This window comes from Zobellia galactanivorans, from assembly GCF_000973105.1.
GTDB lineage: Bacteria > Bacteroidota > Bacteroidia > Flavobacteriales > Flavobacteriaceae > Zobellia > Zobellia galactanivorans.
Map to the genome: position 1 here is coordinate 4546335 of NC_015844.1, position 24399 is coordinate 4570733.

General features: G+C 44.3%; 25 protein-coding genes. 13 read left to right on the forward strand and 12 right to left on the reverse strand.

What is annotated here, in order from left to right; translation table 11 throughout:
* Position 1 precedes the first annotated feature (1 nt).
* The gene (locus tag ZOBGAL_RS18175; protein WP_013995188.1) at positions 2–349 is read right to left on the reverse strand and encodes a carboxymuconolactone decarboxylase family protein; all 348 of its coding nucleotides are present in this window, start codon (positions 347–349) and stop codon (positions 2–4) included.
* Positions 350–651: 302 nt separating this feature from the next.
* On the opposite strand from ZOBGAL_RS18175, the gene ZOBGAL_RS18180 reads away from it, so the two are divergent.
* The 3 genes from ZOBGAL_RS18180 (at position 652) to ZOBGAL_RS18190 (ending at position 2724) form a co-directional block, all read left to right on the forward strand.
* On the forward strand, positions 652–1305 hold the full coding sequence (locus ZOBGAL_RS18180) for a WG repeat-containing protein (protein WP_013995189.1): 654 nt from the start codon (positions 652–654) through the stop codon (positions 1303–1305).
* A 144-nt stretch (positions 1306–1449) separates the two neighbouring features.
* Positions 1450–2235, forward strand: a complete 786-nt coding sequence (locus tag ZOBGAL_RS18185) for a universal stress protein (protein ID WP_013995190.1) — start codon at positions 1450–1452, stop codon at positions 2233–2235.
* A gap of 57 nt (positions 2236–2292) precedes the next feature.
* Positions 2293–2724 carry a hypothetical protein gene (locus ZOBGAL_RS18190; protein WP_013995191.1) on the forward strand — a complete coding sequence of 144 codons (432 nt, stop codon included), beginning with the start codon at positions 2293–2295 and terminating at the stop codon, positions 2722–2724.
* Between the two features lie 61 nt (positions 2725–2785).
* Here the strand turns inward: ZOBGAL_RS18190 and glk are convergent, their stop codons facing one another.
* Genes glk through ppsA form a run of 6 tightly spaced genes read right to left on the reverse strand, consistent with a single transcriptional unit; the run spans position 2786 to position 10060 of the window.
* The gene (glk, locus tag ZOBGAL_RS18195) at positions 2786–3859 is read right to left on the reverse strand and encodes a glucokinase (RefSeq protein ID WP_013995192.1); all 1074 of its coding nucleotides are present in this window, start codon (positions 3857–3859) and stop codon (positions 2786–2788) included.
* A 17-nt stretch (positions 3860–3876) separates the two neighbouring features.
* The gene (locus tag ZOBGAL_RS18200) at positions 3877–4923 is read right to left on the reverse strand and encodes a class I fructose-bisphosphate aldolase (RefSeq protein ID WP_013995193.1); all 1047 of its coding nucleotides are present in this window, start codon (positions 4921–4923) and stop codon (positions 3877–3879) included.
* Between the two features lie 21 nt (positions 4924–4944).
* Positions 4945–5886, reverse strand: a complete 942-nt coding sequence (locus ZOBGAL_RS18205) for a 1-phosphofructokinase family hexose kinase (protein WP_013995194.1) — start codon at positions 5884–5886, stop codon at positions 4945–4947.
* A 31-nt stretch (positions 5887–5917) separates the two neighbouring features.
* Entirely contained in the window at positions 5918–6607 is a 690-nt protein-coding gene (locus ZOBGAL_RS18210; protein WP_013995195.1) for a 2,3-bisphosphoglycerate-dependent phosphoglycerate mutase, read from the reverse strand.
* 7 nt (positions 6608–6614) lie between these two features.
* On the reverse strand, positions 6615–7604 hold the full coding sequence (locus ZOBGAL_RS18215; protein WP_013995196.1) for a 2-hydroxyacid dehydrogenase: 990 nt from the start codon (positions 7602–7604) through the stop codon (positions 6615–6617).
* Positions 7605–7651: 47 nt separating this feature from the next.
* Positions 7652–10060, reverse strand: coding sequence for a phosphoenolpyruvate synthase (gene ppsA / locus ZOBGAL_RS18220; protein WP_013995197.1), 2409 nt, complete (start codon positions 10058–10060; stop codon positions 7652–7654).
* Between the two features lie 174 nt (positions 10061–10234).
* Between ppsA and atpD the strand changes: the two genes are divergently transcribed.
* The 9 genes from atpD (at position 10235) to ZOBGAL_RS18265 (ending at position 17035) form a co-directional block, all read left to right on the forward strand.
* Entirely contained in the window at positions 10235–11713 is a 1479-nt protein-coding gene (gene atpD / locus ZOBGAL_RS18225; protein ID WP_013995199.1) for a F0F1 ATP synthase subunit beta, read from the forward strand.
* Between the two features lie 16 nt (positions 11714–11729).
* Positions 11730–12119 carry a F0F1 ATP synthase subunit epsilon gene (locus tag ZOBGAL_RS18230; protein WP_013995200.1) on the forward strand — a complete coding sequence of 130 codons (390 nt, stop codon included), beginning with the start codon at positions 11730–11732 and terminating at the stop codon, positions 12117–12119.
* Positions 12116–12448, forward strand: a complete 333-nt coding sequence (locus ZOBGAL_RS18235) for an AtpZ/AtpI family protein (protein WP_013995201.1) — start codon at positions 12116–12118, stop codon at positions 12446–12448. Before ZOBGAL_RS18230 ends, ZOBGAL_RS18235 begins: the two co-directional genes overlap by 4 nt.
* Complete coding sequence (locus ZOBGAL_RS18240; protein WP_046287585.1) at positions 12441–12743, forward strand: N-ATPase subunit AtpR; 303 nt, start codon at positions 12441–12443, stop codon at positions 12741–12743. Before ZOBGAL_RS18235 ends, ZOBGAL_RS18240 begins: the two co-directional genes overlap by 8 nt.
* A gap of 1 nt (position 12744) precedes the next feature.
* Positions 12745–13473 carry a F0F1 ATP synthase subunit A gene (locus ZOBGAL_RS18245; protein ID WP_013995203.1) on the forward strand — a complete coding sequence of 243 codons (729 nt, stop codon included), beginning with the start codon at positions 12745–12747 and terminating at the stop codon, positions 13471–13473.
* 62 nt (positions 13474–13535) lie between these two features.
* Positions 13536–13805, forward strand: a complete 270-nt coding sequence (locus ZOBGAL_RS18250; protein ID WP_013995204.1) for a F0F1 ATP synthase subunit C — start codon at positions 13536–13538, stop codon at positions 13803–13805.
* A 7-nt stretch (positions 13806–13812) separates the two neighbouring features.
* Entirely contained in the window at positions 13813–14559 is a 747-nt protein-coding gene (locus ZOBGAL_RS18255; protein ID WP_013995205.1) for a F0F1 ATP synthase subunit delta, read from the forward strand.
* A 22-nt stretch (positions 14560–14581) separates the two neighbouring features.
* The gene (locus ZOBGAL_RS18260; RefSeq protein WP_013995206.1) at positions 14582–16111 is read left to right on the forward strand and encodes an alternate F1F0 ATPase, F1 subunit alpha; all 1530 of its coding nucleotides are present in this window, start codon (positions 14582–14584) and stop codon (positions 16109–16111) included.
* Between the two features lie 18 nt (positions 16112–16129).
* The gene (locus ZOBGAL_RS18265; protein ID WP_013995207.1) at positions 16130–17035 is read left to right on the forward strand and encodes a F0F1 ATP synthase subunit gamma; all 906 of its coding nucleotides are present in this window, start codon (positions 16130–16132) and stop codon (positions 17033–17035) included.
* A 106-nt stretch (positions 17036–17141) separates the two neighbouring features.
* On the opposite strand, the gene ZOBGAL_RS18270 is transcribed toward ZOBGAL_RS18265, so the two are convergent.
* From ZOBGAL_RS18270 to ZOBGAL_RS18285, 4 genes are all read right to left on the reverse strand, one after another.
* Positions 17142–17594: a pyridoxamine 5'-phosphate oxidase family protein gene (locus tag ZOBGAL_RS18270; RefSeq protein ID WP_013995208.1), complete on the reverse strand. Its 453-nt coding sequence runs from the start codon at positions 17592–17594 to the stop codon at positions 17142–17144.
* Between the two features lie 279 nt (positions 17595–17873).
* Complete coding sequence (locus ZOBGAL_RS18275) at positions 17874–18854, reverse strand: MlaD family protein (protein WP_013995209.1); 981 nt, start codon at positions 18852–18854, stop codon at positions 17874–17876.
* Positions 18855–18857: 3 nt separating this feature from the next.
* A complete protein-coding gene (locus tag ZOBGAL_RS18280) occupies positions 18858–19580 on the reverse strand; it encodes an ABC transporter ATP-binding protein (RefSeq protein ID WP_231854771.1) in 723 nt (240 codons plus the stop codon).
* 62 nt (positions 19581–19642) lie between these two features.
* Positions 19643–20419, reverse strand: coding sequence for an MlaE family ABC transporter permease (locus ZOBGAL_RS18285; protein ID WP_013995211.1), 777 nt, complete (start codon positions 20417–20419; stop codon positions 19643–19645).
* Between the two features lie 192 nt (positions 20420–20611).
* Here ZOBGAL_RS18285 and clcA point away from each other — a divergent pair, with 192 nt between their 5' ends.
* A complete protein-coding gene (clcA, locus tag ZOBGAL_RS18290; protein WP_013995213.1) occupies positions 20612–21943 on the forward strand; it encodes a H(+)/Cl(-) exchange transporter ClcA in 1332 nt (443 codons plus the stop codon).
* 66 nt (positions 21944–22009) lie between these two features.
* Here clcA and ZOBGAL_RS18295 read toward each other — a convergent pair whose 3' ends face one another.
* Positions 22010–24382, reverse strand: coding sequence for a glycoside hydrolase family 15 protein (locus ZOBGAL_RS18295; protein ID WP_013995214.1), 2373 nt, complete (start codon positions 24380–24382; stop codon positions 22010–22012).
* Positions 24383–24399 lie beyond the last annotated feature (17 nt).

Here is a 24399-nt window from a genome sequence, read left to right on the forward strand (position 1 = left end):
ATTATTCCATTACCACAAATTGGTTCAATGCTTCCAAAGCTTCACAGCCATATATAAGGGCAGGGCCTCCGCCCATCATTATCGCAACGCCTATGGTCTCTAGAATTTCTTCGGCACTGGCTCCCGATTTTAAGGCGTCGCTTACGTGAAAGGCAATACAACCGTCACAGCGGACGGTAATGGCGATGCCCAGGGCAATGAGTTCTTTGGTCTTTGAGGAAAGTACGCCCTCGGCGGTACTGGCCTTGTGAAGGCTATTAAAGCCACCGATGGTGTCGGGAATGTTGACACCTAATTCTTTTATTGATCGGGTAAGGTCGTTATACCGTTTTGAATAGTCTTTGATCATGGCGCTATGTTTTTCAGTTTAAACTATTGGAGTGATTTGATCGTGTACTTAAAACAAGCTCAAAACTATTTTAAAGGATTATGGTAAACTATGATTTAAATCAGGGAAGAAGGGGAATTTATGCGTTTGGAAGGGGAAAACAACGCTAGGCATGGCCATGATAGGCCAGAAGCCTATACAAGATAAGGCCCGGTATCACATTTTTTTGCGGGCTTTATAAAACTATGAAGCAACTGACCCAAGTCATTTCCGGCCAAACAAGCAGCACATACCTTTGGGTGAACACAAAAAAATAATGAAAGATGAAACACTTACTTATTATCACATGTTTATTGTTGATACCTTATTTAGGTATTTCACAGACGGTAGAACAAATCAATAAACCCACAGTGGCCGAACTCGACCAAATCACGCCTTTTAGTGATGGTTTGGCGGCGGTTAGAAAGGGAGACCAATGGGGATTTATTGATGAAGAAGGACAATTGGTTATTGGTTTTAGGAATGACCTGGTTTGGAATAAAAATCCACAAACCGATAATCCGGGGGTTGAAGGTATTGGCTATCCCCAGTTCAAGAACGGACGCTGTGTGGTGAGGGAAGTAAAAGAGGATGGTATTGCCCGATACGGCTTTATAGATAAAAAGGGAAACATGGCCATACCGGCTGAATTTTTGAACGTCAGTCCCTTCAGTGAAGGCCATGCCGTGGGTATTTACGAAAGTAAATCGCTAAGAGGGAAAAATACCTTTCAATTAAAGATTTACGATTATGACTTTACCGAGGTCGTGGTCAATGAAGTAGGTGAAATGATATGGCCCATACAAGAACGGCAGAATATCGTAATGTCTGGAAAATTATATAAGCTACCGGAATTACAGGCCAAGATGATTTCGGACCATCTCTTGGCCGTAAAGGACAAGGCGAACAAATGGAAAATTGTAAAGCCCAAATTTTAGAACTGCCAAAATTAGGGATAAGCCTGAATAGTTAGACCCTTTGTTTAAAATAACGGCATATGATACAGGTCATGGGTTTTCTTGAGACCTCAGGGTATTTTTGGTTTAATAGGATTATAAAACCTTATTCAAAGACAAATTAATATGGACAGAATATCGACAATACTAGTACCGTTCGATTTTACGGAGGCATCAAAAAAGGCATTGGAATATGCCATAGGCTTTGTAGGTCGGCTTGATGATATTAAAATTGTATTGGCTTATGTTTCAGGAAGCTGTAATCTCGAGTTATTGCCAGAGAATTTTGAGAAATTGGAGAAAAAATATAGGGGAAAGCTGAAGAACAAACTTGAATGGAAAATACAAAACGGAAGTCTCGTCCAGACTTTGTTGGATATTAAGAAAACCGAGCGGATAGACCTCATTATAATGGGAACATCGGGTATTGAAGGCCATGGGGAAAAGCAGCATACCAATACCGAAGAACTTGTATTGGATAGTAAATGTCCGGTTTTGGTGGTTCCGCATAGCTATAAAGAGTACAATCTGGCGCAGATAGCCTTGGTTTTGGGCAAGGAAAAGATCGATGACGCCAAGGTGTTGGGAAGTCTTTTGAGGATAGCCCGAAAGTGCAATGCCAAAGTGCATGTGCTGACCGTTGAAAACGAGCCTGGCATCTATGGCTATAGCAAAGAGGAAGAGCAGAACGAGAAAGCCATAGAGTATTATCTTGAAACCTTTTATAAAGAACGTGTTTTCATTAAAAATGATGATGTTTTAGAAGGAATTTCCAATTATGCCATAAAGCATGATATAGACCTTGTCGCCATCCTTCCCCGAAACCATGCGAAACATGGCGCTCCTTCCCAAGGACAGTTGACGCAATCGTTGATTCAAAATTCCAAGGTGCCCATTCTTGTATTGGAGTAGTCCTGATTCATATTGAAGAAAAGAAAAAATCATTGTTTTCTATAAAATAGTTACTACATGGATAATTTTAGAACTAGGCCCAAGGGCGATTTTATCGAGAAAGGCAATTGGCAAGAACTGTATGTCTTGACCGAGCATTGGAAGTCTGACCTTTTGTTCTATAAGGACGACCTTAAGTTCTTGCGACATCTTGAGGATAAATATTTTTTATGGATAAAGGCCGAAGCTGATTTGGAAAACATCCGTAGAGTAGGGGAAAGTATCTTGAAAGACACAAGGGATTGTGACCAACTCCTAGAGCGGGTAGATACCCATCTATCGCATCTTTCCAACATTATTGGCAATTCCGAAAGCCAAGACGAAAAGGCCTTTAGGGAGGAACACGCCGAGCTCGAGGAAGACATGGCTGAATTTGTCAAGAATGTCAGGGAAAATAGAAGGCGACTTTTTAAAGTGGTCGAATACGATGTTGAAATGGATAAGTTATAGCTAAAAAAAAGACCGTGAACCCCTTAAGTCCACGGTCTTTTTTTATCTACTAACAAGTGTTTTACTCAAGTGACATGGCCGCATAGTAGCCTGCTCCGAGCAATGCCGTATTGTCGTTGAGAATAACGTTTACGGGAACCATTTGCAAAAGGGAGTTTAAACGTCCCGATTGCATAAAATTATCGTTGAATGCTTCCCGGTTCATTCCCTTTATTATTTTGGGCATGATGCCCCCACCAATAAAAATCCCTCCGGTAGCCTTGAATTTTAAGGCTAGTTGAGAAGTCTCTATGGCCAAAAAGCGGACAAAAAGATCAAGGGTTTCCATACAGACCGGATCTGTCCCTTCTATAGCGGTCTTGGTAATTACGGCCGCAGGGTCTTCCTTGGCCATTTTCGCCTTAAAGGCATCGGATTCCTTTTCACCACTGACATTGCGAATGAGCTGATAGGTATCGCGAATGCCTTGTCCCGATAATAGGCGTTCCCAGCTTACATGGCCATATTTCTGCTGAAAGTACTTCCAAATCTCATAATCGAAATCATTTCTCGGGCTAAAATCGCAATGACCGCCCTCGGAGGCAAAGGGGTGGTAGGCCTTGCCGTCCCAATACAGACCGGCTTCCCCTAAGCCTGTGCCCGGGGATATAATCACGGCATTACCCTCTATTTGCGAGCCGTATTTTAAGGGGTCAAGGTCTTTTTCCCCTAAGGCCGCCAAACCATAAGCATTGGCCTGCATATCGTTTATTAGAAAAACGGATCTAAGGTGAAGTTCACGGGTCAGTTCTTGGGCATCGATGCCCCAGGGGAAATTAGTACCGTACACCTTGCCATTGGTTATGGGCCCCGCTACACCAAAACACATACTATCGATTGGGGTTATTTCCTTTACTTCAAACTCATGTATGATCTCGAGTAAGGAATTGTAGTCTTTGGTTTTGTACGAGTTTTGTTTTAAGGGGGAAAGATGGCCGTCTTTGTATTCAAAAAGGGCGAGATTGGTTTTTGTGCCCCCTATGTCCCCGGCCAATACAATGCCGTTTTTATGGCCTAGGTTCTTTCGGGACCCTATGGCCAATGGTATTAGGGAATTTCGGAGTATTGGAAAAGAGCGTCCTTCTATCATTTTCATAAGGGTCTATTTTTATTTTAAGCTATCGTAATTGATGGGTCTAAATAAATATCCTGAATAAGGTTTAGTAACTTGATTCCTTCCTTCATCGGTCTTTGAAAGGCCTTTCTACCGGAAATCAGTCCCATACCACCCGCTCTTTTATTGATTACGGCCGTACGTACGGCTGTGGCAAAATCGTCTTTGCCCGAAGCCCCTCCGGAGTTAATGAGTCCCGACCGGCCCATATAGCAATTGGCCACTTGGTAACGGGTCAGGTCTATGGGGTGATCGCTAGTGAGTGTACTGTAGACAAGGTCGCTGGTTTTTCCAAAGTCTTTTAGGGCAAGAAAACCGCCATTGTTACTCGCTTGTTTTTGTTTGATGATATCGGCTTCCAGGGTTACCCCAAGGTGGTTGGCCTGTCCGGTCAAATCGGCACTAAGGGCATAGTCCTTGCCCTTTTTAAAAGCATCATTGCGCAGGTAGCACCAAAGAACCGTGGCCATGCCCAATTCATGGGCACGTTTAAAGGCTTTGCCGGTTTCCTGTATTTGCCTGTCAGATTCTGGAGAGCCGAAATAAATAGTGGCCCCAACGGCTACGGCGCCCATGTTCCAGGCTTGTTCTACTTGGGCAAAATAGATTTGATCAAAAGTGTTGGGGTAGGATAGGAGCTCATTATGGTTCAATTTGACCAAAAAAGGAATTTTATGGGCGTATTTCCTTGAGACGGCACCGAGCACACCGAGGGTTGAGGCAACGGCGTTGCACCCTCCTTCAATAGCGAGTTTTACAATGTTCTCGGGATCAAAATAGTCGGGATTGGGCGCAAAGCTGGCCCCTGCGGAATGTTCTACGCCCTGGTCGACCGGTAAGAGCGAAAGGTAGCCCGTACCGGCCAGCCTACCGTGATCAAATAACTGTTGTATGCTTCCTAAAACCCGGTTAGACCTATCTGTCGGTGCCATAATGCGATCGGTGAAATCAGGTCCGGGCAGGTTCAGTTTATCGTTGGGAATGGTCGTACATGTATGATCTAACAAAGACGCCGTTTCTTCTTTCAAATAGTATTCAAGTTCCATTTTGGGTGCTTTATTTGTATTTTAAATAGGTTTTTGTCCTTTTATCCAATCATAAAGCCGGTCTGCATCTTCCTTATGACAGAGTTGGGTACCGTGGTGCATGGTAGCGGCAGTTCCGCAGGCTACGCCGTATCTGACCATATCGCTCAAGGGTTTGCCCCATATCAAGCTCATGACCATTCCGGCAACCATACTATCTCCGGCACCAATGGTACTTTTTTGATGAACCACGGGAGCAGGTATCTGTTCCATTGTATTTTTTGTGGCCAATAAAGCGCCTTTTGGCCCTAAGGAAACGACAAGAACTTCGCAATCATGACGCTCTAAAAACTGTTGGGCCAAGGGCTTCAAGTCTAAATCGGTTATAGAAGCCACCCCACATAGGGCCCCTAGTTCGGCCAAATTGGGCTTCAACATATAAACTTTTGACTTAGCGGCTTCCATAAGCGCTTCGCCCGAAGTGTCAAGAATAAACCGGACTCCTTTTTTTTCGGCCATGCGACCTACTTTTAAATAGAAGTCCTCTGGTACATGGGGAGGAAGTTTTCCACTGGCCACCAAATAGTCTCCTTCATGGAGTCGTTGTTCGAGTTGCGTTAAGGCAGATTTCCATTCTACTTCCTTTACGGGCGGACCCGGCATCCCAAATCGATATTGCTGGTTCGTAGTGGTATCGGTTACCGCAAGGTTTTCACGGGTCCATCCCTCAATGGGAATTACCGATTGTTCTATGTTTTGTTCGGTTAAGAGCTTTTTTAAAAATTCTCCCGTTGGCCCACCTGCAAAGTAGCTACAAAGTGATGTTCCCCCTAATTTTCGAATGGCCCGTGATACGTTTATGCCTCCGCCACCGGCATCATAACTGGGTTCGGCACAGCGTAATTTCGTGTTAGGGCTCATGCCTGCCACGGTAGTGCTTTTGTCAATCGCAGGGTTTACGGTAAGTGTGATTATTTGTGCCATCTTAGGAATTTTTAATACAGATTCGTTCGTTTTATCGTAATGGGTAGTGCTCGGTAATATTGAGTTTATCGTCAAAGGCGTACATATGGGGTACACCCGTGGCCACTTCTACTTTGGCGATCTCATCGGATGAAATATGTTCTAAATATTCGATAAGGGCCCGTAATGAATTTCCGTGAGCGGCAATCAATATGGTTTTGCCCTTGGCCAATTCAGGTGCAATGGCCTCAAAAAAGTAATTGACCACTCGTTTTGAAGTATCCTTAAGCGATTCGCCCAAGGGTAAAACAGAGGTGTCCAAGGCCTTATAATTAGAATCGAATTCAGGATTCCTTTTATCGGTGTTGGAAAGGCTGGGAGGGGGCGTATCGTAACCTCTACGAACGCTTAAAAAGAAGGCTTCACCTACCTCTTTTAGCACTTCGTCCTTGTTCTTTCCCTGCCAATCGCCATAATGTCTTTCGTTCAACTTCCAGCTATAGCGGGTGTCTACGTGCATCATCTCTGCCGTTTCCAATATGATCCAGGCCGTGCGGATGGCTCTTTTTAGATAGGAGGAGAAACAAAGGTCTATCTCAATAAGGTTGGATTTTATCAGTTCCCCGGCTTTTCTGGCCTCTTCCATACCTTCCGGTGCCAAGTCAATGTCCGTCCATCCCGTAAAAACATTTTTTACGTTCCAAAGACTTTTTCCGTGCCTGACCAATATTAATTTTCCCATGATAGGCTTATTTTATTTCGTTTTTACAAGCATTTCCTTTTTCCATACATTCCAAATTGTCAAAGGTGATTTGTGAAATGTTTTCAAGGGCGGTATCGGTCAAAAAGGCTTGGTGACTGCTGATCAATACATTTCTAAGGGTCATTAAACGGGCCATGGCATCATCTTGAAGGATATCATCGGAATGGTCCTCAAAATAGAGTCCTTTTTCCTCTTCATAGACATCCATCCCGAAATAGCCTATTTGCCCAGATTTGAGTCCGTTTATGACATCTTGGGTATTTACTAAGCCTCCCCGTCCGGCATTGATCAACATTACCCCTTTTTTCATTTTCGAAATCCTATCCGCATCAATAAGATGATGGGTCTTTTCGTTTAGGGGGGCATGAAGGGTAATAATATCGGATTGTTGGCACAAGGCATCCAGATCGGTATAAGTGGCATCGTATTTTTCTACCAAGGATTTATCTTCAACAATGTCATAAAGCAATAGTTTACAGCCAAACCCATGTAAAATCTTGGCCACTACGCGTCCAATTTTTCCCGTGCCTATGATGCCTACCGTTTTTCCGTTCATATCAAAGCCGACGAGCCCGTTCAATGAAAAATTCATTTCCATTATCCGGTAATGGGTTCTGACCAATTTACGGTTGAGGGCCAGCATGATGCCTACCGTAAACTCGGCAATGGCGTAGGGCGAATATTCGGGCACCCGTGCCATGCGGATACCCAACTTTTTTGCATGGGGCACATCTATATTATTAAAACCGGCCGAACGTAGGGCTACATATTGAACACCAAGTTCGTGCAAGCGGTCTAAGATGGGGGCAGAAGCATTGTCTTCGGTGAAGATACATATGGCATCACAGCCTTTGGCCAAATCTACCGTATCCAAGCTCAGGTAAGTATCGAGCATTTTTAGGCTATGCTTGCCGTTATTGGCATTTTGCAGATAGTCCCTTTCCCAATTATGTACATTGAATATTGCTATTTTCATTTTTAAGTTCTAGTATAATTCAAAACTAATGGATATTGACCTTGACATTAATTACTGCTTTGGGCCATACCATATCCGATTTTGTTTTTCTCAGCTTTAGTGATGTTTTTGATACCGGCGATCAATGCATCGGGATTAAAGGATATGGAGTTGATGCCTTTTTCCACAAGAAATTGGGCAAATTCGGGGTAGTCACTTGGCGCCTGGCCACAAAGTCCTATTTTAGTATGGGTCTTACGGGCCGATTCGATGACCATGGCAATCATCTTTTTCACCCCGATATCGTTGATATCAAAAATGTCGCTCAACAATTCGGAGTCTCTATCCACACCCAAGGTCAACTGTGTCAAATCGTTGGAGCCGATTGAAAATCCGTCGAAGTATTCGGCAAATTGCTCTGCCAAGATGATGTTGTTGGGTATTTCGGTCATCATATACAGTTGAAGTCCGTTTTCCCCTCGTTTCAAACCGTTTTTTTCTAAAACCGATACGACTTTAGCAGCTTCTTTTAGGGTACGACAGAAGGGAATCATAACTTTTACGTTGGTAAGGCCCATAGTTTCACGTACCCTTTTCAATGCCATGCACTCTAATGCAAAGGCGTCTTGGTATTTGGGGTTATAGTACCTCGATGCTCCCCTGAACCCTAACATTGGGTTAGATTCTACGGGTTCAAATTCGGTTCCGCCTATTAAGTTGGCATATTCGTTGGTTTTAAAATCACTGGTACGAACGATAACGTCTTTGGGGTAGAAGGCTGCTGCAATTGTGGCAATGCCTTCGGCAAGTTTGTGCACAAAATAATCGGACTTATCAGGGTAGTGGTGCGTTAACTTCTGAATCTTCTCTTTAACGGCAGGGTCTTTCAACCTATCAAAATGTTTTAAGGCCATGGGGTGGATTTGAATAGAGTTGTTGATAACGAACTCTAAGCGCATTAAGCCCACTCCAGCAGAAGGGTAAAATGAATATTTGAAGGCTTGTTCGGGATCGGCCAAAATAAGCATAGCTTGGGTTTTCGGATTTCCAAGGGCGGCAATATCCACTTCGTTTTCATTCCATTCCAAGAGTCCGTCATAAACAATACCGGTATCGCCCTCGGCACAAGAAATCGTGATGTCTTGTCCGTCTTTAATGACCTTGGTGGCATTGTTGCTACCAACTATTGCTGCGGCACCTACTTCCCGTGCCACGATGGCCGCATGACTGGTTCGCCCGCCTTGGTCCGTGATAATACCTGCTGCTTTTTTTAGAATGGGGTCCCAATCGGGATTGGTACGTTCGGTAACGAGGATTTCTCCTTTTTGTAGTTTGTCGGATTCTTCAGGACTGTGTAATATACGGGCCTTACCGGAAGAGATTTTATTGCCGAGGCCCATTCCGCGGGTAATTTCCTTTCCCTTGTTCAGTAAGGTATAGGTATTGATTTTGAGTTTGTTCTTTTTGGCACTCTGTACGGTCTCTGGCCTGGCCTGTACGATAAAAAGTTCATTGGTGAGTCCGTCCTTCGCCCATTCAATATCCATAGGGCGTTGGTAATGGTCCTCAATAATCAATGACCACTGTGCCAGTTTTACCACTTCGGCATCGGTAAGTACGTACTGTTCTTGTTTTTCCACCGGAGTATCAAGGTTCACGGTACCGCTTCCCGATTTATCGTAGACCATGGTTTTTTCCTTACTGCCCAAACGTCTAGAGACAATAGGTTGTTCAACGCCATTTTTTAGACTGGGCTTAAAAACAAAATAATCATCGGGGTTTATGCTGCCCTGTACGATATTCTCGCCCAATCCATATATGCTGGAGACCATTACTACTTGGTCAAAACCCGTATCGGGGTCTAGGGTGAAGTTTACCCCGGAAGCGGCCAAATCTGAGCGGACCATCATTTGTACACCAATGGAGAGGGCTACCTTGGTATGGTCAAAACCGTTGTCTTCCCTGTATTTGATGGCCCGGTCGGTAAATAACGAGGCATAACATCTTTTACAGGCATCTATAAGCTCATCTTTCCCCTTTACGTTTAAATAACTTTCTTGTTGGCCCGCAAAACTGGCGTTGGGTAAATCTTCGGCCGTAGCGCTACTGCGTACCGCCAGTGAAATATCTCCTTTATACTTTTTTGCTAAGGAATTGTATCCTTCTTTAATGGCTTCCTTTATATCTTCAGGAAGCTCGGTGCCCAGTATAGCCTTTCTCACCGAGGCCCCAATTTCCTTTAAGTTCGAAAAATCTTTAGTATTCAATTTTGCCAAAAGGCCAAAAATTTCGTCCTGTATATGTACTTCTTGTAAAAAATGCCAGTATGCTTCCGCTGTGGTAGCAAAGCCATCAGGTACCTGTACGCCTTTAGAGGTCAGCTTTTGGAACATTTCACCTAAGGATGCATTTTTTCCACCTACGGTAGGAACATCGTTAATGTCAATTTCGTTAAAGTGACGTATGTAATTTTTCATGGCTATGTGTTTATAAGGTCGTTCCCGACCAAGATTTCAGAATACGAATCTCCGATGATTCCCTGCCAATGGAAATGACCTAGGTCATACCCCATTTTTTCTTCCATGACTTAGGTCATTTCCTCTGGAACTACGGGGCCATACTTTTACCACCTCATTTACAAGCAGAGAAGTATGGCAAGGGATGTAAATCATAACAGTACCCCCATTTTCGGTAGCGTAGTTGCCGTACAGGGAAGTGTAGTGGACATTTGGTTCGATAGCGACTTGCCCTCGATCAATACTGTAATACGTACTGGGCCCGATAATACCATTGTTGTCGAGGTGTTATCACAACTAGATGAGCATAGGGTCAGGGCCATTGCCTTAACGCCTACACAGGGTTTGGCAAGAGGAATGGTAGCGGAAACCGATGGCGGACAGTTATCTGTTCCTGTAGGCAAAGAAATCATGGGACGTATGTTCGATGTCTTTGGCAATACTATCGACCACGGAGAAGCTTTATCGGAATTGCCTCGTAAAAGTGTACACCAATTGCCGCCACCCCTATCTAAACGCTCTACAAAATCTGAAATTTTTGAAACTGGAATAAAGGCTATCGATGTCATGGTGCCCTTACAACATGGTGGTAATGCCGGTTTGTTCGGTGGGGCAGGTGTTGGCAAAACGGTACTGTTGACCGAGATGATCCATAATATGGTGGGCTATCACCAGGGTATAAGTATGTTTTGCGGTATTGGTGAACGTTGCCGTGAAGGCCATGAACTGTACCATGATATGAAAAAGGCCGATGTACTGAAAGATATGGTGATGATGTTCGGGCAGATGAACGAGCCGCCCGGAGCGCGCTTTCGGGTAGGTCATGCCGCTTTGACCATGGCAGAATATTTTAGGGATGACGAACATCGTGATGTGCTTTTGCTTATCGATAACGTGTTTCGTTTTATTCAAGCGGGGATGGAAGTTTCCGGCCTTATGGGGCAAATGCCCTCAAGATTGGGCTATCAACCTACTTTGGGAACCGAACTTGCAAAATTGGAAGAGCGGATAGCCAATACCGATACTGGGGCCATTACCAGTATACAGGCCGTATATGTACCTGCGGACGACCTGACGGATCCCGCGGCGGTACATACCTTTTCCCACCTTTCGGCCTCGATCACTTTATCAAGGAAGAGAGCGGGCGAAGGACTTTTCCCTGCGATAGACCTATTGCAGTCAAGCTCCAAAATGGCAACTCCTGGGGTTATTGGGGAGCGACACTACCACCTTCTACAGCAAATAAAACAAACCTTGGCCCAATATGAGGAGCTAAAGGATATCATAGCCATGTTAGGTTTGGAACAACTCTCGGTAAATGACCGGGCTATTGTAAACCGGGCGAGGCGCTTAGAACGGTTTTTTACACAACCCTTCTTTACTACGGAACAGTTTAGCGGACTCAAAGGGAAAGGCGTAAAATTAGAAGAGGCCCTTGATGGTTGCGAACGTATTCTCAAAGATGAATTTAAAGATTTGCCAGAGCGTGCTTTCTATATGGTGGGCACCATAGACGAAGCTATCGAAAAGGCTAAAAAGGAACAAAGTAAAAAAGAAAGCAAAGCTGGGACACAAAACGCGGCTACTTCTGATAAAGAGATAGCAAAGGCATAGAACGAAACAAAAAACCATGGAGCTACATATTTTACTTCCGTTTAAGATATTCCTGAAAATTTCAGGGGTGCGGCGTATCGTAGTAGATACCAATGCCGGTTCCTACGGTTTTTTGCCCCATAGGCTCGATTGCGTTGCCGCGCTGGTTCCGGGAATATTGATATATGAGACGGAGGATGGACAAGAACACTATGTAGCGGTGGATGAAGGTATACTCACGAAAAGGGACGCCTATGTAGGGATATCGGTACGAAATGCCATTGCGGGGGCTGATCTAGGAAAATTAAGGGATGCCGTAGAGCGAGAATTTATCGATCTAGATGAAAAGGAAAGAGACGTGCGGAAGGCGGTGGCCAAACTGGAAAGTGAATTTATTCAAGGGATTAAAAAACTTCGTCAATCATGAGTGGGAAAACCGTGAATAAGAAAAGGGGAAAGGGCTTTTTAGAACAAGTGGATAGTAAGGAAAAACAAATGTTACACGCCCGAAATGAAGAGAAAAGGAGTGAGTGGAGGGGCTTTGGCACTTTTGGGATGGTGGGGTGGTCCGTTGCCGTACCGACCGTATTGGGAGCTGTGTTAGGACTATGGTTGGACAAGAGATACCCACAGACTTTTTCATGGACGCTGACCTTGTTACTTGCCGGTCTGTTTGTCGGTTGTGCCCTTGCCTGGCAGTGGATAGACAAAGAGAATAAATCAATGCACGAACATAAAAATAAAAAAGATGAATGATTTAGTAATGACCTTATCCGTGCTCTTTGGTGGAGCTTGCCTTGGATTCCTGTTTTTTGGAGGTCTCTGGTTTACATCAAAAAAGATGCTATCGTCTAAAAAGCCGGTATTGTGGTATTTGGGAAGTTTGTTCATAAGGGTGGGCCTTATCCTTTTGGGATTCTATTATATGGGCCAAAACAATTTTAAGTATATGTTGATTTGTCTTTTGGGCTTTGTTGCCGCCCGTTTTATGGTCATTCGGATGACCAAGACCAAAGCGATGAAACCCGTACCTGTAGAAAAGGAATATTGATATGGAACTGAGTCCTGACGAAACGATTTTTTGGCAAAATGGCTTTATCACCATTAACCTAACCTTGGTCACCACTTGGGTGTTAATGTTCGTACTGGTGGTGGCATCTGTTTTGGTAACCCGAAAACTGCGTAGCGATTTAAAGATATCGCGGTGGCAATGCATTTTGGAAATGCTCGTAACCGGAATGAACCAACAGATAAAGGAAGTGGGACTAAAGAAGTCGGAAAAGTTTTTGGGCTTTATTGGAACCCTGTTCATTTTCATTGCCTTTGCCAATTTGTGTATTATTTTCCCAGGCTATGAACCGCCCACCAGTTCTCTGTCTACCACGGTGGCTTTGGCGCTCTGTGTTTTTCTGGCGACACCCCTTTTCGGTATTGCGGAAAACGGGGTCTTGGGCTATTTGAAAACCTTTATAGAGCCTACGTTCATAATGCTTCCCTTTAACATTATTAGTGAAGTGTCTCGTACCTTGGCATTGGCGGTTCGCCTCTTCGGTAATATAATGAGCGGGGGACTTATTGTAAGCATCCTCTTGAGTATAGCGCCCTTGTTCTTTCCGGTGTTAATGACGGTTTTAGGGCTTATAACAGGGGTTATACAGGCCTATATATTTAGCATTTTGGCAACGGTTTATATTGCTGCCGCAACCGAGGAATCGGACAAAAAGAAGGCTCGGGTCAAGAAAATGAAACACAAATCTATAAGGGTAACGAACTCAAAATGACAAGGAAGGGTATTCCTTTTTTAAATTAATTCAAAACTGGTTTAACAATAAAATTTAACACTATGGATAATACTACGATAATCGCTATGGTCTCAATTATTACCGCAGGTATAACAACGGGAATCGGTTGTATGATACCGGCACTGGGGCAGGGTAAGTCTATTTCAACGGCATTGACTTCAATGGCCCAACAACCCGACGCAAGTCAGACGGTGACGCGAACGCTTTTTGTGGGGCTGGCCATGCTTGAATCTTTGGCCATCTATTGTTTTGTGATTTCAATGATCTTGATTTTCGCCAATCCTTTCTGGAACCATTTCATCGCTAAATAAATAAAACATGAAAATCGACTGGTTTACCGTAATAGCCCAAATCATCAATTTCTTGGTGTTGATGTGGTTATTGAAACGTTTTCTCTATAGGCCCATTTTAGCTTCCATAGATGAACGGGAAACGAATATAAAGAAGCAACTCTTGGATGCTGAATCGCAAAAAAGGGAAGCGGCCAAGGCAAGGGACGAATTCAACCACAAAAATGAGATTTTTGATAAGGAGAAGGATGAGTTAATGCGAAAGGCAGCTATGGAAGCCAAGGCCGAAGGGGATAGGCTAAGGGAAAATGCGAGAAATGAAGCCAATGAACTGAAGGAGCGCTTGGAAAAGGCTTTTGCCGAAGACCAAACCATCAAAAACAATGGTATGGCGAAAAGGATAAAGGGCAAAGTGCTCGATATTACCCGAAAAACCCTGAAAGACCTGTCGTCCGCTAGTCTGGAAGGGCAAACCCTTGAGGTCTTTTTAAATAAAATAAAGGGCTTGCAAGCCGATGAAAAAATAAAACTTTCAAAAGCCCTTGAGGGAGGCAAACCCATATTGGTACACAGTACTTTTCCGCTATCGGAAAAACAACGGGAAGCCATACGAACCGCGGTAAAAGGCTTGTTGAAAACAGAAGCTGTTCTTGAGTTTAAAACCCGACCGGAATTGATCAACGGAATTGAAATGTTGTCGAATGGTTATAGGTTGTCTTGGAGTATAAGGGACTATTTAAAACCTTTTGAAGAAGCTGTGGAAATAGAAAGCTAGATAGAATGGAAATCGAAATGAAATGGGAGCAACGGATTATAATGGTTTAGTAGACGATACGTTTAATGAACTTGCCAAACAAACGGAACATCACGAGTTCAAGCTATCGCCAAAAGAAATAGGGCGTGTTACCAGCGTTTCCGCCGGTGTGGTAAAAGTATCGGGCTTGCCTAATGCGGGATATGAGGAGTTGTTGAAATTCCCGGGAGACTGGTACGGTATTGCCTTTAATATCGATGAAGATGAAATCGGCGCCATTCTCTTAGGAGAGGATTCCGATTTAAATACCGGTGACCTTGTTGAACGTACGAATCGCGTAATGGACGTTCCTGTGGGCAAGGCCCTCCTTGGAAGGGTCATTGGGCCATTGGGCCAGGCTATGGATGAAAAAGGGGCGATTTCCTATGAAAAAAGACTACCTATCGAAAGGAGTGCGACACCTATTATGGACCGTGCCGGGGTCAGCATGCCCTTACAAACGGGAATTAAGGTAATAGATGCCCTTATTCCCATAGGGCGGGGGCAAAGGGAATTGATTTTGGGTGATCGGCAAACCGGGAAGACGGCCATTGCTTTAGATACCATAGTCAATCAAAAAGATAAAGATGTCATTTGTGTCTATTGCGCCATTGGGCAACGGGCATCATCGATTGCCAAGGTTATTGCCGATTTAAAGGAAAATGGAGCCATGGGGTATACCATCGTTATGGTAACCGAGGGGAATAATTCACCAGGGCTTCAATATATTGCTCCCTATGCGGCTACGAGTATAGCCGAATATTTTATGGAGATGGGGAAGGATGTGCTTATCGTTTATGATGATTTAACGAACCACGCTAGGGCGTATCGTGAGCTTTCCCTATTGTTGAAAAGACCTCCGGGACGCGAGGCCTTTCCCGGCGATATATTTTATATCCATTCCCGACTGTTGGAGCGTTCTACTCATTTAAGCGAAGAACTCGGAGGTGGTTCGTTGACCGCCCTTCCTATAATCGAAACCGAGGCACAGAACATTTCGGCCTATATACCTACCAATTTGATTTCAATAACCGATGGACAGATTTATCTATCGCCCAAACAATTTGAATTGGGTATTCTACCTGCGGTTGAGGTGGGTAAATCGGTTTCTCGAGTGGGGGGAAAGGCCCAGCTACCGGCCTATAGGGCCATTACGGGCGACTTAAAACTTGGGTTTTCCCAGTTTGAGGAATTGGAGACCTTTGCCCGTTTTGGTTCCCACTTAGATGAAGAAACAAAAAAGGTGATCGAACACGGTAAGCGTATTCGGGAAGTTCTCAAACAGAATGAACTAGAACCCTTATCCGTAGCGGAACAAATAGGTGTACTTCTGGCCCTCACCCAAGGCCTTTTTGATACGATTCCTATTGCAGATATGTATGAGGCCGAAAAGGCGGTCATAAAAAGCATAGACGCCTTGCCTGAGTCCGTTCAAAAAAGCTTTTACTCTAATGATGTTGTAGACGAGACTGGGCGGGAAAGCATATTAGCGGCAGCCAAAAGGGCACTTAGCGCCTTTCAAGCGGAAGGGTAAGCACCAAAAATAAGAGGCATGGATTCATTGGAAAGTTTAACGAGACAGATTACCGGGGCCAAGGAGCTTAACTCCATAGTGCGTACTATGAAGGCTATGGCCGCCGCTAATATCGGCCAGTATGAAAGGGCCATGGAATCTTTAGGGGATTATTGGGCCAACGTTTCTTGGGGACTTGTAGCATATTTAAAATACATCGGATTGGAAAGCCCTATTGTAAAGCAGGGCGAAAACCCTAAAAAAGGCCCGAAATCTATTTGCGCTATTGTTTTTGGATCGGATCAAGGTTTTGTCGGGCAGTTTAACGATGCCCTTTCGGAATACGTGCAAGAGTCCTTATCCGCTCACGAGGGGAAAATGGAAATCTGGACCGTAGGGGTGCGCGTACCTCTATTGTTGAAGGATAGGGGCATGACCGTAACCAAGGAATTCAATCTACCCAACTCCATTCACGCCATTACCGCCCTTATCGGGTCTATTTTGCTGCAGATAGAGGAAAACCATGAGAATGGAAGCATAGATGAGTACTACCTTTTTCATAACCATTTGGAAAAGGAAGGTTCTTACCGACAGGAAAAATCACGTCTATTTCCCCTAGATGTAAAATGGCAACAAGAAAACGGACGCTTAAAATGGCCTTCCCCAAAACAACCCGAAGTGATTGGCGACAGTGCTAGGCTTATAGGGAGTTTAATTCGTGAATATCTCTTTGTTAGCCTATATAAAACCTGTACGGAATCATTGGCCTGTGAAAATTTAAGCAGGTTGAATGCCATGCAACGCGCAGAAAAGAACATTGAAGAATTGCTCGATGATATAGGCCACACCTATCATCGTTTAAGGCAAAGTTCAATAGACGAAGAACTTTTTGATGTGGTCTCCGGTTTTACGGCCCTGAAGAAAGACAGGAAGTTGGGGGGCTAACACCAAGCGTATCGACCAAGGGTGCTATGGCACGCTAAAGGCCGGTTTATACCTGTTTCCAGATTTGGATAGGTGTTCCGTGTTCATTAACCCCATCATAGTTTTTTTAGGTCTCGCGACGCCTACCGGTAATCTCAAGGATTTTGATTATATATATGATAGGATTGCCCCTAGAATAGGATTTACTTGAAAACTCATTGATAAATTCAACATTTTTATGCTCCTGCCTATGGATAATCCCTTTTATGCCTTCTACAAAGGTATGAAGTTTCTCTTTGGCCTTTTCGCCATTAAGCTCTTCAAATTCGCCAAGGACAAGGGCGGATTCCCAATTCACCATGGATTGGATTTCTTCCACTACCAGGGAAACGGATGAATTTTTTCTCAATGCATTCACTTTATGACCTTCCGTGGTGTAGCTTATGAGAGTATTGTCCTCAGGGTCGAAATAGTACGTTATGGGTACTACATAGGGTTTTCCGTCTGAGATATACGCCAGATGGCCGGTGTAATTTTTTCTAAGGATACTGGTACTTTCACTAACTGAGATTTCATTCATAAATGGGGTGTTTTATAAGTATTAAGGTTTGAATGATGGGGCTTCTATTTTATTGGAAGGGAACTTCATGTTTAAGTTAAGCTAATTATTTAATTCAGCCATTTGTTTTTCAATTATTTAGCTAGGTCTTATCCGTTTGTATGCGGGCAAATCGGTTAACAGGGGTGAAGGTATTACAGTATTAAAAAACGCCATATGATTTATGTCATATCATCATGGGGCGATCAAAAGAGTATAGCTTCTATACGTCTTTACTAGGTGTTTACTGTAATTACGCAATTATTCTTTTTGATTCTTTTCCTGTTGCTTTTCCTGCTTTTTGAAATAGCCACGGGTCAAAAAATTATGTTTTAAGGCTTCCATGTTTTCGTTGAATTTGACCAGCCCCTCATCTACGTTCTTTACGGAGTTTTGAAGCTGGTGTACCAAGGTGGTATCCGTTGCCAAATAGTTTATGGCCCCTTTGCCTTTGTTTATCCGGTCTACTATGGTGTTGAGGTTTTTTGCGGTTCCCTCAATTTCTACGGATGCGTTTTCAAGGTTATCCAATACATTTCGGATTTTTGCCCCGGAAAGCGAGTCGCCCAAGAGAGTTCCGGCAACACTTTCCTTTGAATTGAAATGTTGTACAAGTTCATTTAGTTTATGCATGGTCGTGCGGGCATCGTTACTGGTCTGTTTTAGGTTGATCAAGGTCTGTTTTAAGTCACCTCCCATAAGCGTGTCATTGAGTAAACGGCCCAAGGTTCCGTCTCCGTTATTGATAGAGCGGGTAATATGAAGGAGCTGCTCGGTCAATAGGGCGGCATTTTCATTGGTTACGCTTAAGGTATTCATCATATCCGCAGTGGCCACTCCACTAAACGAATTGATTTCATCCCCAGATTCAACATAGGGTGCTTCGCCTACGCCAGGAACGATGTTAATGATCATACTGCCCACTAGGCCATCTGAGCCGATATTGGCTATAGCGTTTTTTTTGATGTGTTTTTGCATTTTGGCATCGATGAGCATATCTACCTCGATTGTGGTATCGTTGATCATTTCAATATACTTTACCGTACCGATGCTGATACCGGCATAACGAACATTGTTGCCATTCTGTAGCCCCCGTATGTTCTTAAAGCTAACCTTTAGGGTAAAGCTATTGCCGAACATGTTTTGTTGGTTTCCGATGAAATAGATGACCAGAACCAGTAGTGCCGTACCTATGAGAACAAAAATCCCTAACCTAAATTTCTCCGATGCTGATTTTTCCATAATCTATTTTTTAAAGAAGGCCTCTATTTTGGGGTCCTTAGATTGTGAGAGTTGGGCGTAGCTACCTTCGGCGTAGTTGATACCATCGACCAATAGGATCATTCGGTCCGAGATGACCCTGGCACAATCGACATCGTGTGTTATGATCAATGAAGAGGTGCCATATTTTAACTGTATGTTGCGCATTAATTCAATGATTTCCTTGGAAGTGATCGGGTCTAAGCCGCTTGTAGGCTCATCGTAAAGAATGATTTTTGGGCGTAAGATCAATGTTCGGGCCAAGGCTACCCTTCTTTTCATTCCTCCCGACAGTTCTTCTGGCATCAGGTCGATGGTATGTGCCAGCCCCACATTTTCCAAGGCTTCGACTACCAAGGCCTGGGTATCTGTCTGTTTTCCGAATTTCTCCTTGTGCCGTCGTAAAGGGAACTCCAAATTCTCACGTACCGTCATTGAATCGTACAATGCGCTTCCCTGAAATAGGAAACCGATATCGGAGCGGAGTTCATCGAGGGTTTCGCGATCTAGGTTTTTAATTTCCTTCCCCATAACCGAAATATACCCCGTATCGGGTTGTATAAGCCCCACCAAACACTTTATCATCACCGATTTTCCCGAGCCCGATTTCCCCATGACCACTAGGTTCTCCCCCTTATGCAATTTCATATGGAAGCCATTGAGCACCTTATGGCCCGAAAAACTCTTATAGAGATCTTTGATTTCCATGATCACCTCCTTTGTAGGGGCTTTAGGACGATTCTTTACGGGTATGTTTTTCTCTTCATCCATCATACGTCATAAAAAATATTCGAGATAAAAACGGCCACAAAATCAATAACGAACAAGAGCAAGGAAGCCATTACTACGGCCGTATTGGCTGCAATACCGACACCTGCCGTTCCCTTTTTACTGTAAAAGCCCTTGTAGCAACCTACGATTCCAATGGCAAAACCAAAAAAGAAGGTCTTGATGGTAGCGGGTATAATATCGGTATAGGTCAGTACATCAAAAACAGTATTGAAATAGAGCTGAAAGGAAACGTTTCCTTCTATATTTTCAACCAAGGCCGATCCGAAAAGGGCAACGGCATCACTCACGACCACAAGTAGGGGGAGCATCATTATGGATGCCATAACGCGTGTGACCACCAAAAATTTAAAAGGGTTGGTTCCCGATACTTCCATGGCGTCAATCTGTTCGGTAACCCGCATCGATCCCAGTTCCGCACCTATACCCGAAGATATCCTTCCGGCACAGACCAAGGCGGTGATTACGGGCCCGAGTTCGCGTACGATCGAGATTCCTACCATATTGGGCATCCAAGAAACGGCACCGAACTGTATCATGGTCGGTCGTGATTGTAGGTCCATGACCAGGCCTATAATAAAACCGGTGACCAATACCAAGGTGAGGGATCGATAGCCAATTTGATAACACTGTCTCAAAAACTCATTGAATTCATACGGTGGCCGCAAGGCTTCCTTGAAAAAACGAGCCGCGAAATAGGAGAGCTCCCCGATCTCGATCAGCCATTGCCTTATCTTTTTTGGAGTCTTGAAGTTCAAATCTATTTTCTGAATTGGTTACGTGCGTAACCTCAAATGTAAAGGTCTTACGAGGGGTTTTGAATGATTTGGGTCATGCCAAGAAAAAAAAGCATATTGGTCAAAATGCTGATGTGGGTCATTCTTGTTGGCATAGCCAAGGTTTAATTTTGTGCGATCCCGTTTTTCTATGGGGGAGTTTATATGAAATCAATGGGCAATAGAAACGGAACAAGTAGTAAAGATCGGTCGGTAAACCTTGACATAAGGAATTATAAGCTTTTGTTGAATGCCCTTTTGATAGGTGTGATCACCGGCCTTTTGAGTTCGATTTTTAGGTTGGTGCTTGCGCGATTATCAACTTTTAGGACAACATTTCAAATAGGACAGGCCGATCAGCTATGGCAAGATTGGTTTTGGCCTATGCTTTTTACTTTTTTCGGTATCTGGTTTTCCATATTCTTGGTAAAAAAATACGCACCTGAAGCCGCGGGCAGTGGTATTCAGGAAATAGAAGGCGCCCTTGATGGTGTACGAGCTGTGAGATGGCGCAAGGTGTTACCGATAAAGTTTTTTGCCTCAATATTCTCCTTGAGTAGCGGCTTGCTCTTAGGCCGTGAAGGACCGACCGTTCAAATAGGGGCCAACGTAGGCAAAATGGTGGAAGATGTTTTTAAACAATCTGTGGAGGAAGATAACCCTTTGATCAGTACAGGGGCCGCATCTGGTTTGGCAAGTGCCTTTAATGCCCCTTTTTCGGGAATTATTTTTGTCATAGAGGAAATGAACGGGCATTTTAAGTTCAATTTTTATTCGCTTGCGGCACTTATGATCGGTGCCGGTTCTGCCGATATGGTGGTCAGGTTCTTGGTAGGAAGCGGGCCGATACTAAAAACCACGATTTTTACTTTTGAAGACTTATCGGGACTATGGCTGTTCGTGGTATTCGGACTCATACTCAGCTTCATTGGAATTGCCTTTAATAAACTGTTGATCGAAGCTTTGGATTTCTTTAAAAAAATAAGGATAAACCCTATGGTCATTGCTTTGGGTATCGCCTTTGTCATTACTGCCGTAGGACTGTATTCCGAAGATATGATTGGTTCGGGATATAGCACCATTGCGAATGCTTACAACGATTCCTTTACCTTAAAATTTCTACTGGCCTTATTTGTGGTGCGGTTTTTCCTTTCGATTATGAGTTATGGGTCAGGGGTGCCGGGAGGGATTTTCACGCCCCTTATAACGCTAGGGGTAATTTCGGGAATGCTTTTTGGCGGGATGGCCCAATATTTTTTTCCGGATGTGGTTCAAGACCCGGCCATCTTTGGTGTTGCGGGTATGGCCGGTATCTTTGCCTCGACCATTAGGGCCCCGCTTACGGGATTGGCCCTTTCGGTTGAGATGACGGCAAACTATGAGTTGATTTTACCTCTGATTTTTACTGCGGTTACGGCTTCGGTCTGTACGACAATGCTTGGTAATGCTCCGATATACTCCATTTTGCTAAAACGAATTTTAAACAAGGGGGAGACGGCCGTTTAGAACTGATGATTCAGGTTTAGCGCAATACTTTCTGTTAAATTAGGTTGAAAAGCCCTTCCATAAAACTCATTCGTTTTCAATACGCACCGAAAAATTTTTGCATTCCCATTTCTTCGCTTCTTTCCAATAAAATGTGAACTCCAAGGATGTGGCCTCTTTGTGGCAGGGCTGAATGTCGGTGATAAATAGTCCGATATTAAGGTGCTTTGCCTGCGTTTGATAGGTGGTTTTCCAATGGTCGTCCGTCCAATGAAGGGTACAATCGGCCAAGGTCTCGATCCGTAATGTTTTTCCCTTGGGTAAGACACGGGTTCCGTTATCAAATCGCCACACTTGGTAATCCGATACGGTGTTTTTGCGCAAATACCTTTCACAGGTTTGTTCGGGCATATCAAATACCTTTTTATGGTCTATAGAAATACAGAGTTTGATGTATTCGGCATGGGCCCATGTCAGGGGCATTGCCGACCCTGTATGCCTACCGCGATATAGTCCCTTTTCGGGTATATCGTCTTTGTCCCATATCTGTTCGGGCAGTAAGCCGTTATTGGCAAAGGCATCCATAGCGTTTAGGAGTTTCCGGGCCGATTCGATATGGCCCGCGGCGATTTCATAATGGGCCCTTTCTCCTGTCAATAGGGGCCATGCCCGACCCTTTCCCGTACCGTCATAAGGGTCGCCGTTTTCATGTTCCCCATAGCCGTCATTATTGTAACGGTACCAACAGCTGCCATTGGGGGTGTCGACTTTTAGTTCGGCATCGATTACTTTTAGGGTATTTAAGATTCTTTGGTCATCGGGTGCACGAAGGCCGAACCTGACCAAGGCCAATGCGTCTACGCTGATCAGTTCGTTAATGGGCGTTTTGCCATGGTCAAAATGATGATTTTTTAAATTGATCGTTCTGTCCCCCAATTCGGCAGCGGGAATATCGGCAAAGGGATTGATACGGATGTAATAGCCGTCTACCCCATGTTTTTGTGCTAAGGGCGTACCGGTAACATAGGTTCGGTATTCGATAGTATCGTTCCAAGTATCGGCTGTCTCGCGACAATAGGCGGCTAAGGTTTCTTCCCCGTTTATCTCGGCCAGTTCTGCCCCGGCCAATAAGGCGGCAATTTCTGTGGCCATGGTAAAGGGCGAAAAGCCACTTTCTTCTTCCCATCGGTCTTGGTCGGTATAAGGGCCGTTTATCAATAGGAAGGTAAGGGCCTTTTTGGCCAAGGGCCAATATCGTTTCATACGATTTTTTCCTATGGTGTTGCGCAAATAACCTTTGAGCATTTCCAAAATAGGCAAGGCAATTTGGTCCATTTGAATACCGGTCCAGTTCGGTTCCCCTTGAAGCCACATATTCTGCGGCCAACTCCCATCGGCATTTTGGGTAGACATCAGATAGTTTACAATACGCGATATGTCCGCCTTGGTTTCAAGGGCGTTGAACCCACCGGCACTTTCCACGAGGTCACGGGGCCATACAACGTGGTAACCGCTTTTGTCGGAGTCTCCCTTTGTGTTTCCCCAAGGAATGGAAAGGCTCGCTATAATGCCGCCGGGAAAGTTTTTGGCCTCGTGCATACGTAGGGTAGCGGCGCTTGTCTTAAAATTTTTGGCAGATATTTTGGGCAAGGTATTTTGCCAGGTTTGCCACTCTTGTACATATCGTCTTTTTGCCGAGTTAAAACCGTTTAGGATACTCGACCTGGCATGGTTGGCCGCCTCTAAATGGGTGCGGCCAAAACTTATGGCCAAAACAAAGTCATTTTCGCTTAGGTCTATTTCGCCGGTAAGGGCGATATTCCCACGCGAAGCACGCTCATATTGCCATTTTAACTTACCGTGTTGGTGTAAATCTGTCCATCCGTCCGAAGTACCTACAAAGCCGACGGACCGATGCAGCCATTTGGTGGAACAGGCCATGGCTACGGCTATGTCGCCATTTTTGGCAAATAGCATTTCAACCCCCTTATACTCGCCAAGCCAGCCCGAGTTGTTGCCCCCTTCATTGTTTAAATGGGGTGCGAGCAATGCGAATAATTGTAATGGGGGTTCGGGATGGTTTGCTTCGAACCTTATACGTTGCAGAATAGTATTGCGAAAAGGATCGGCAATGATTTCCTTGGTAATCTTAAATTTCCCGGAGGGATCGCTATTGACGATATGATAGGCGGGAATACCTTCTTCGATTGTTTTTGTAAAGTGTTCCGTATCTCTTTTTTCCTCAGAAAAAAATCCATGTCCATCCGTAACGATGAGTCCCATATCACGTATACAGGCAATATCTTCACGTGGGTAGTAGGCTTCGTTCAGAATACCGTGGCTAAGGGTGAAAGTTACGTCGGAAGCCGAATTTAGGGCCTTTCCGATTCCTGATTTTGTACTAGAGCTCCATCTGGCCTCAATTCCTGGAGCACCTGGTGCTTCTCCGTTTTTAGACATATTTTGATAGGATGTAT

Bases quoted from the DNA above. Each gene is read 5' to 3' on its own strand.
- ZOBGAL_RS18175 (WP_013995188.1), bottom strand. From the start codon at position 349: ATGATCAAAGACTATTCAAAACGGTATAACGACCTTACCCGATCAATA.
- ZOBGAL_RS18180 (WP_013995189.1), top strand. From the start codon at position 652: ATGAAACACTTACTTATTATCACATGTTTATTGTTGATACCTTATTTA.
- ZOBGAL_RS18185 (WP_013995190.1), top strand. From the start codon at position 1,450: ATGGACAGAATATCGACAATACTAGTACCGTTCGATTTTACGGAGGCA.
- ZOBGAL_RS18190 (WP_013995191.1), top strand. From the start codon at position 2,293: ATGGATAATTTTAGAACTAGGCCCAAGGGCGATTTTATCGAGAAAGGC.
- glk (WP_013995192.1), bottom strand. From the start codon at position 3,859: ATGAAAATGATAGAAGGACGCTCTTTTCCAATACTCCGAAATTCCCTA.
- ZOBGAL_RS18200 (WP_013995193.1), bottom strand. From the start codon at position 4,923: ATGGAACTTGAATACTATTTGAAAGAAGAAACGGCGTCTTTGTTAGAT.
- ZOBGAL_RS18205 (WP_013995194.1), bottom strand. From the start codon at position 5,886: ATGGCACAAATAATCACACTTACCGTAAACCCTGCGATTGACAAAAGC.
- ZOBGAL_RS18210 (WP_013995195.1), bottom strand. From the start codon at position 6,607: ATGGGAAAATTAATATTGGTCAGGCACGGAAAAAGTCTTTGGAACGTA.
- ZOBGAL_RS18215 (WP_013995196.1), bottom strand. From the start codon at position 7,604: ATGAAAATAGCAATATTCAATGTACATAATTGGGAAAGGGACTATCTG.
- ppsA (WP_013995197.1), bottom strand. From the start codon at position 10,060: ATGAAAAATTACATACGTCACTTTAACGAAATTGACATTAACGATGTT.
- atpD (WP_013995199.1), top strand. From the start codon at position 10,235: ATGGCAAGGGATGTAAATCATAACAGTACCCCCATTTTCGGTAGCGTA.
- ZOBGAL_RS18230 (WP_013995200.1), top strand. From the start codon at position 11,730: ATGGAGCTACATATTTTACTTCCGTTTAAGATATTCCTGAAAATTTCA.
- ZOBGAL_RS18235 (WP_013995201.1), top strand. From the start codon at position 12,116: ATGAGTGGGAAAACCGTGAATAAGAAAAGGGGAAAGGGCTTTTTAGAA.
- ZOBGAL_RS18240 (WP_046287585.1), top strand. From the start codon at position 12,441: ATGAATGATTTAGTAATGACCTTATCCGTGCTCTTTGGTGGAGCTTGC.
- ZOBGAL_RS18245 (WP_013995203.1), top strand. From the start codon at position 12,745: ATGGAACTGAGTCCTGACGAAACGATTTTTTGGCAAAATGGCTTTATC.
- ZOBGAL_RS18250 (WP_013995204.1), top strand. From the start codon at position 13,536: ATGGATAATACTACGATAATCGCTATGGTCTCAATTATTACCGCAGGT.
- ZOBGAL_RS18255 (WP_013995205.1), top strand. From the start codon at position 13,813: ATGAAAATCGACTGGTTTACCGTAATAGCCCAAATCATCAATTTCTTG.
- ZOBGAL_RS18260 (WP_013995206.1), top strand. From the start codon at position 14,582: ATGGGAGCAACGGATTATAATGGTTTAGTAGACGATACGTTTAATGAA.
- ZOBGAL_RS18265 (WP_013995207.1), top strand. From the start codon at position 16,130: ATGGATTCATTGGAAAGTTTAACGAGACAGATTACCGGGGCCAAGGAG.
- ZOBGAL_RS18270 (WP_013995208.1), bottom strand. From the start codon at position 17,594: ATGAATGAAATCTCAGTTAGTGAAAGTACCAGTATCCTTAGAAAAAAT.
- ZOBGAL_RS18275 (WP_013995209.1), bottom strand. From the start codon at position 18,854: ATGGAAAAATCAGCATCGGAGAAATTTAGGTTAGGGATTTTTGTTCTC.
- ZOBGAL_RS18280 (WP_231854771.1), bottom strand. From the start codon at position 19,580: ATGGAAATCAAAGATCTCTATAAGAGTTTTTCGGGCCATAAGGTGCTC.
- clcA (WP_013995213.1), top strand. From the start codon at position 20,612: ATGGGCAATAGAAACGGAACAAGTAGTAAAGATCGGTCGGTAAACCTT.
- ZOBGAL_RS18295 (WP_013995214.1), bottom strand. From the start codon at position 24,382: ATGTCTAAAAACGGAGAAGCACCAGGTGCTCCAGGAATTGAGGCCAGA.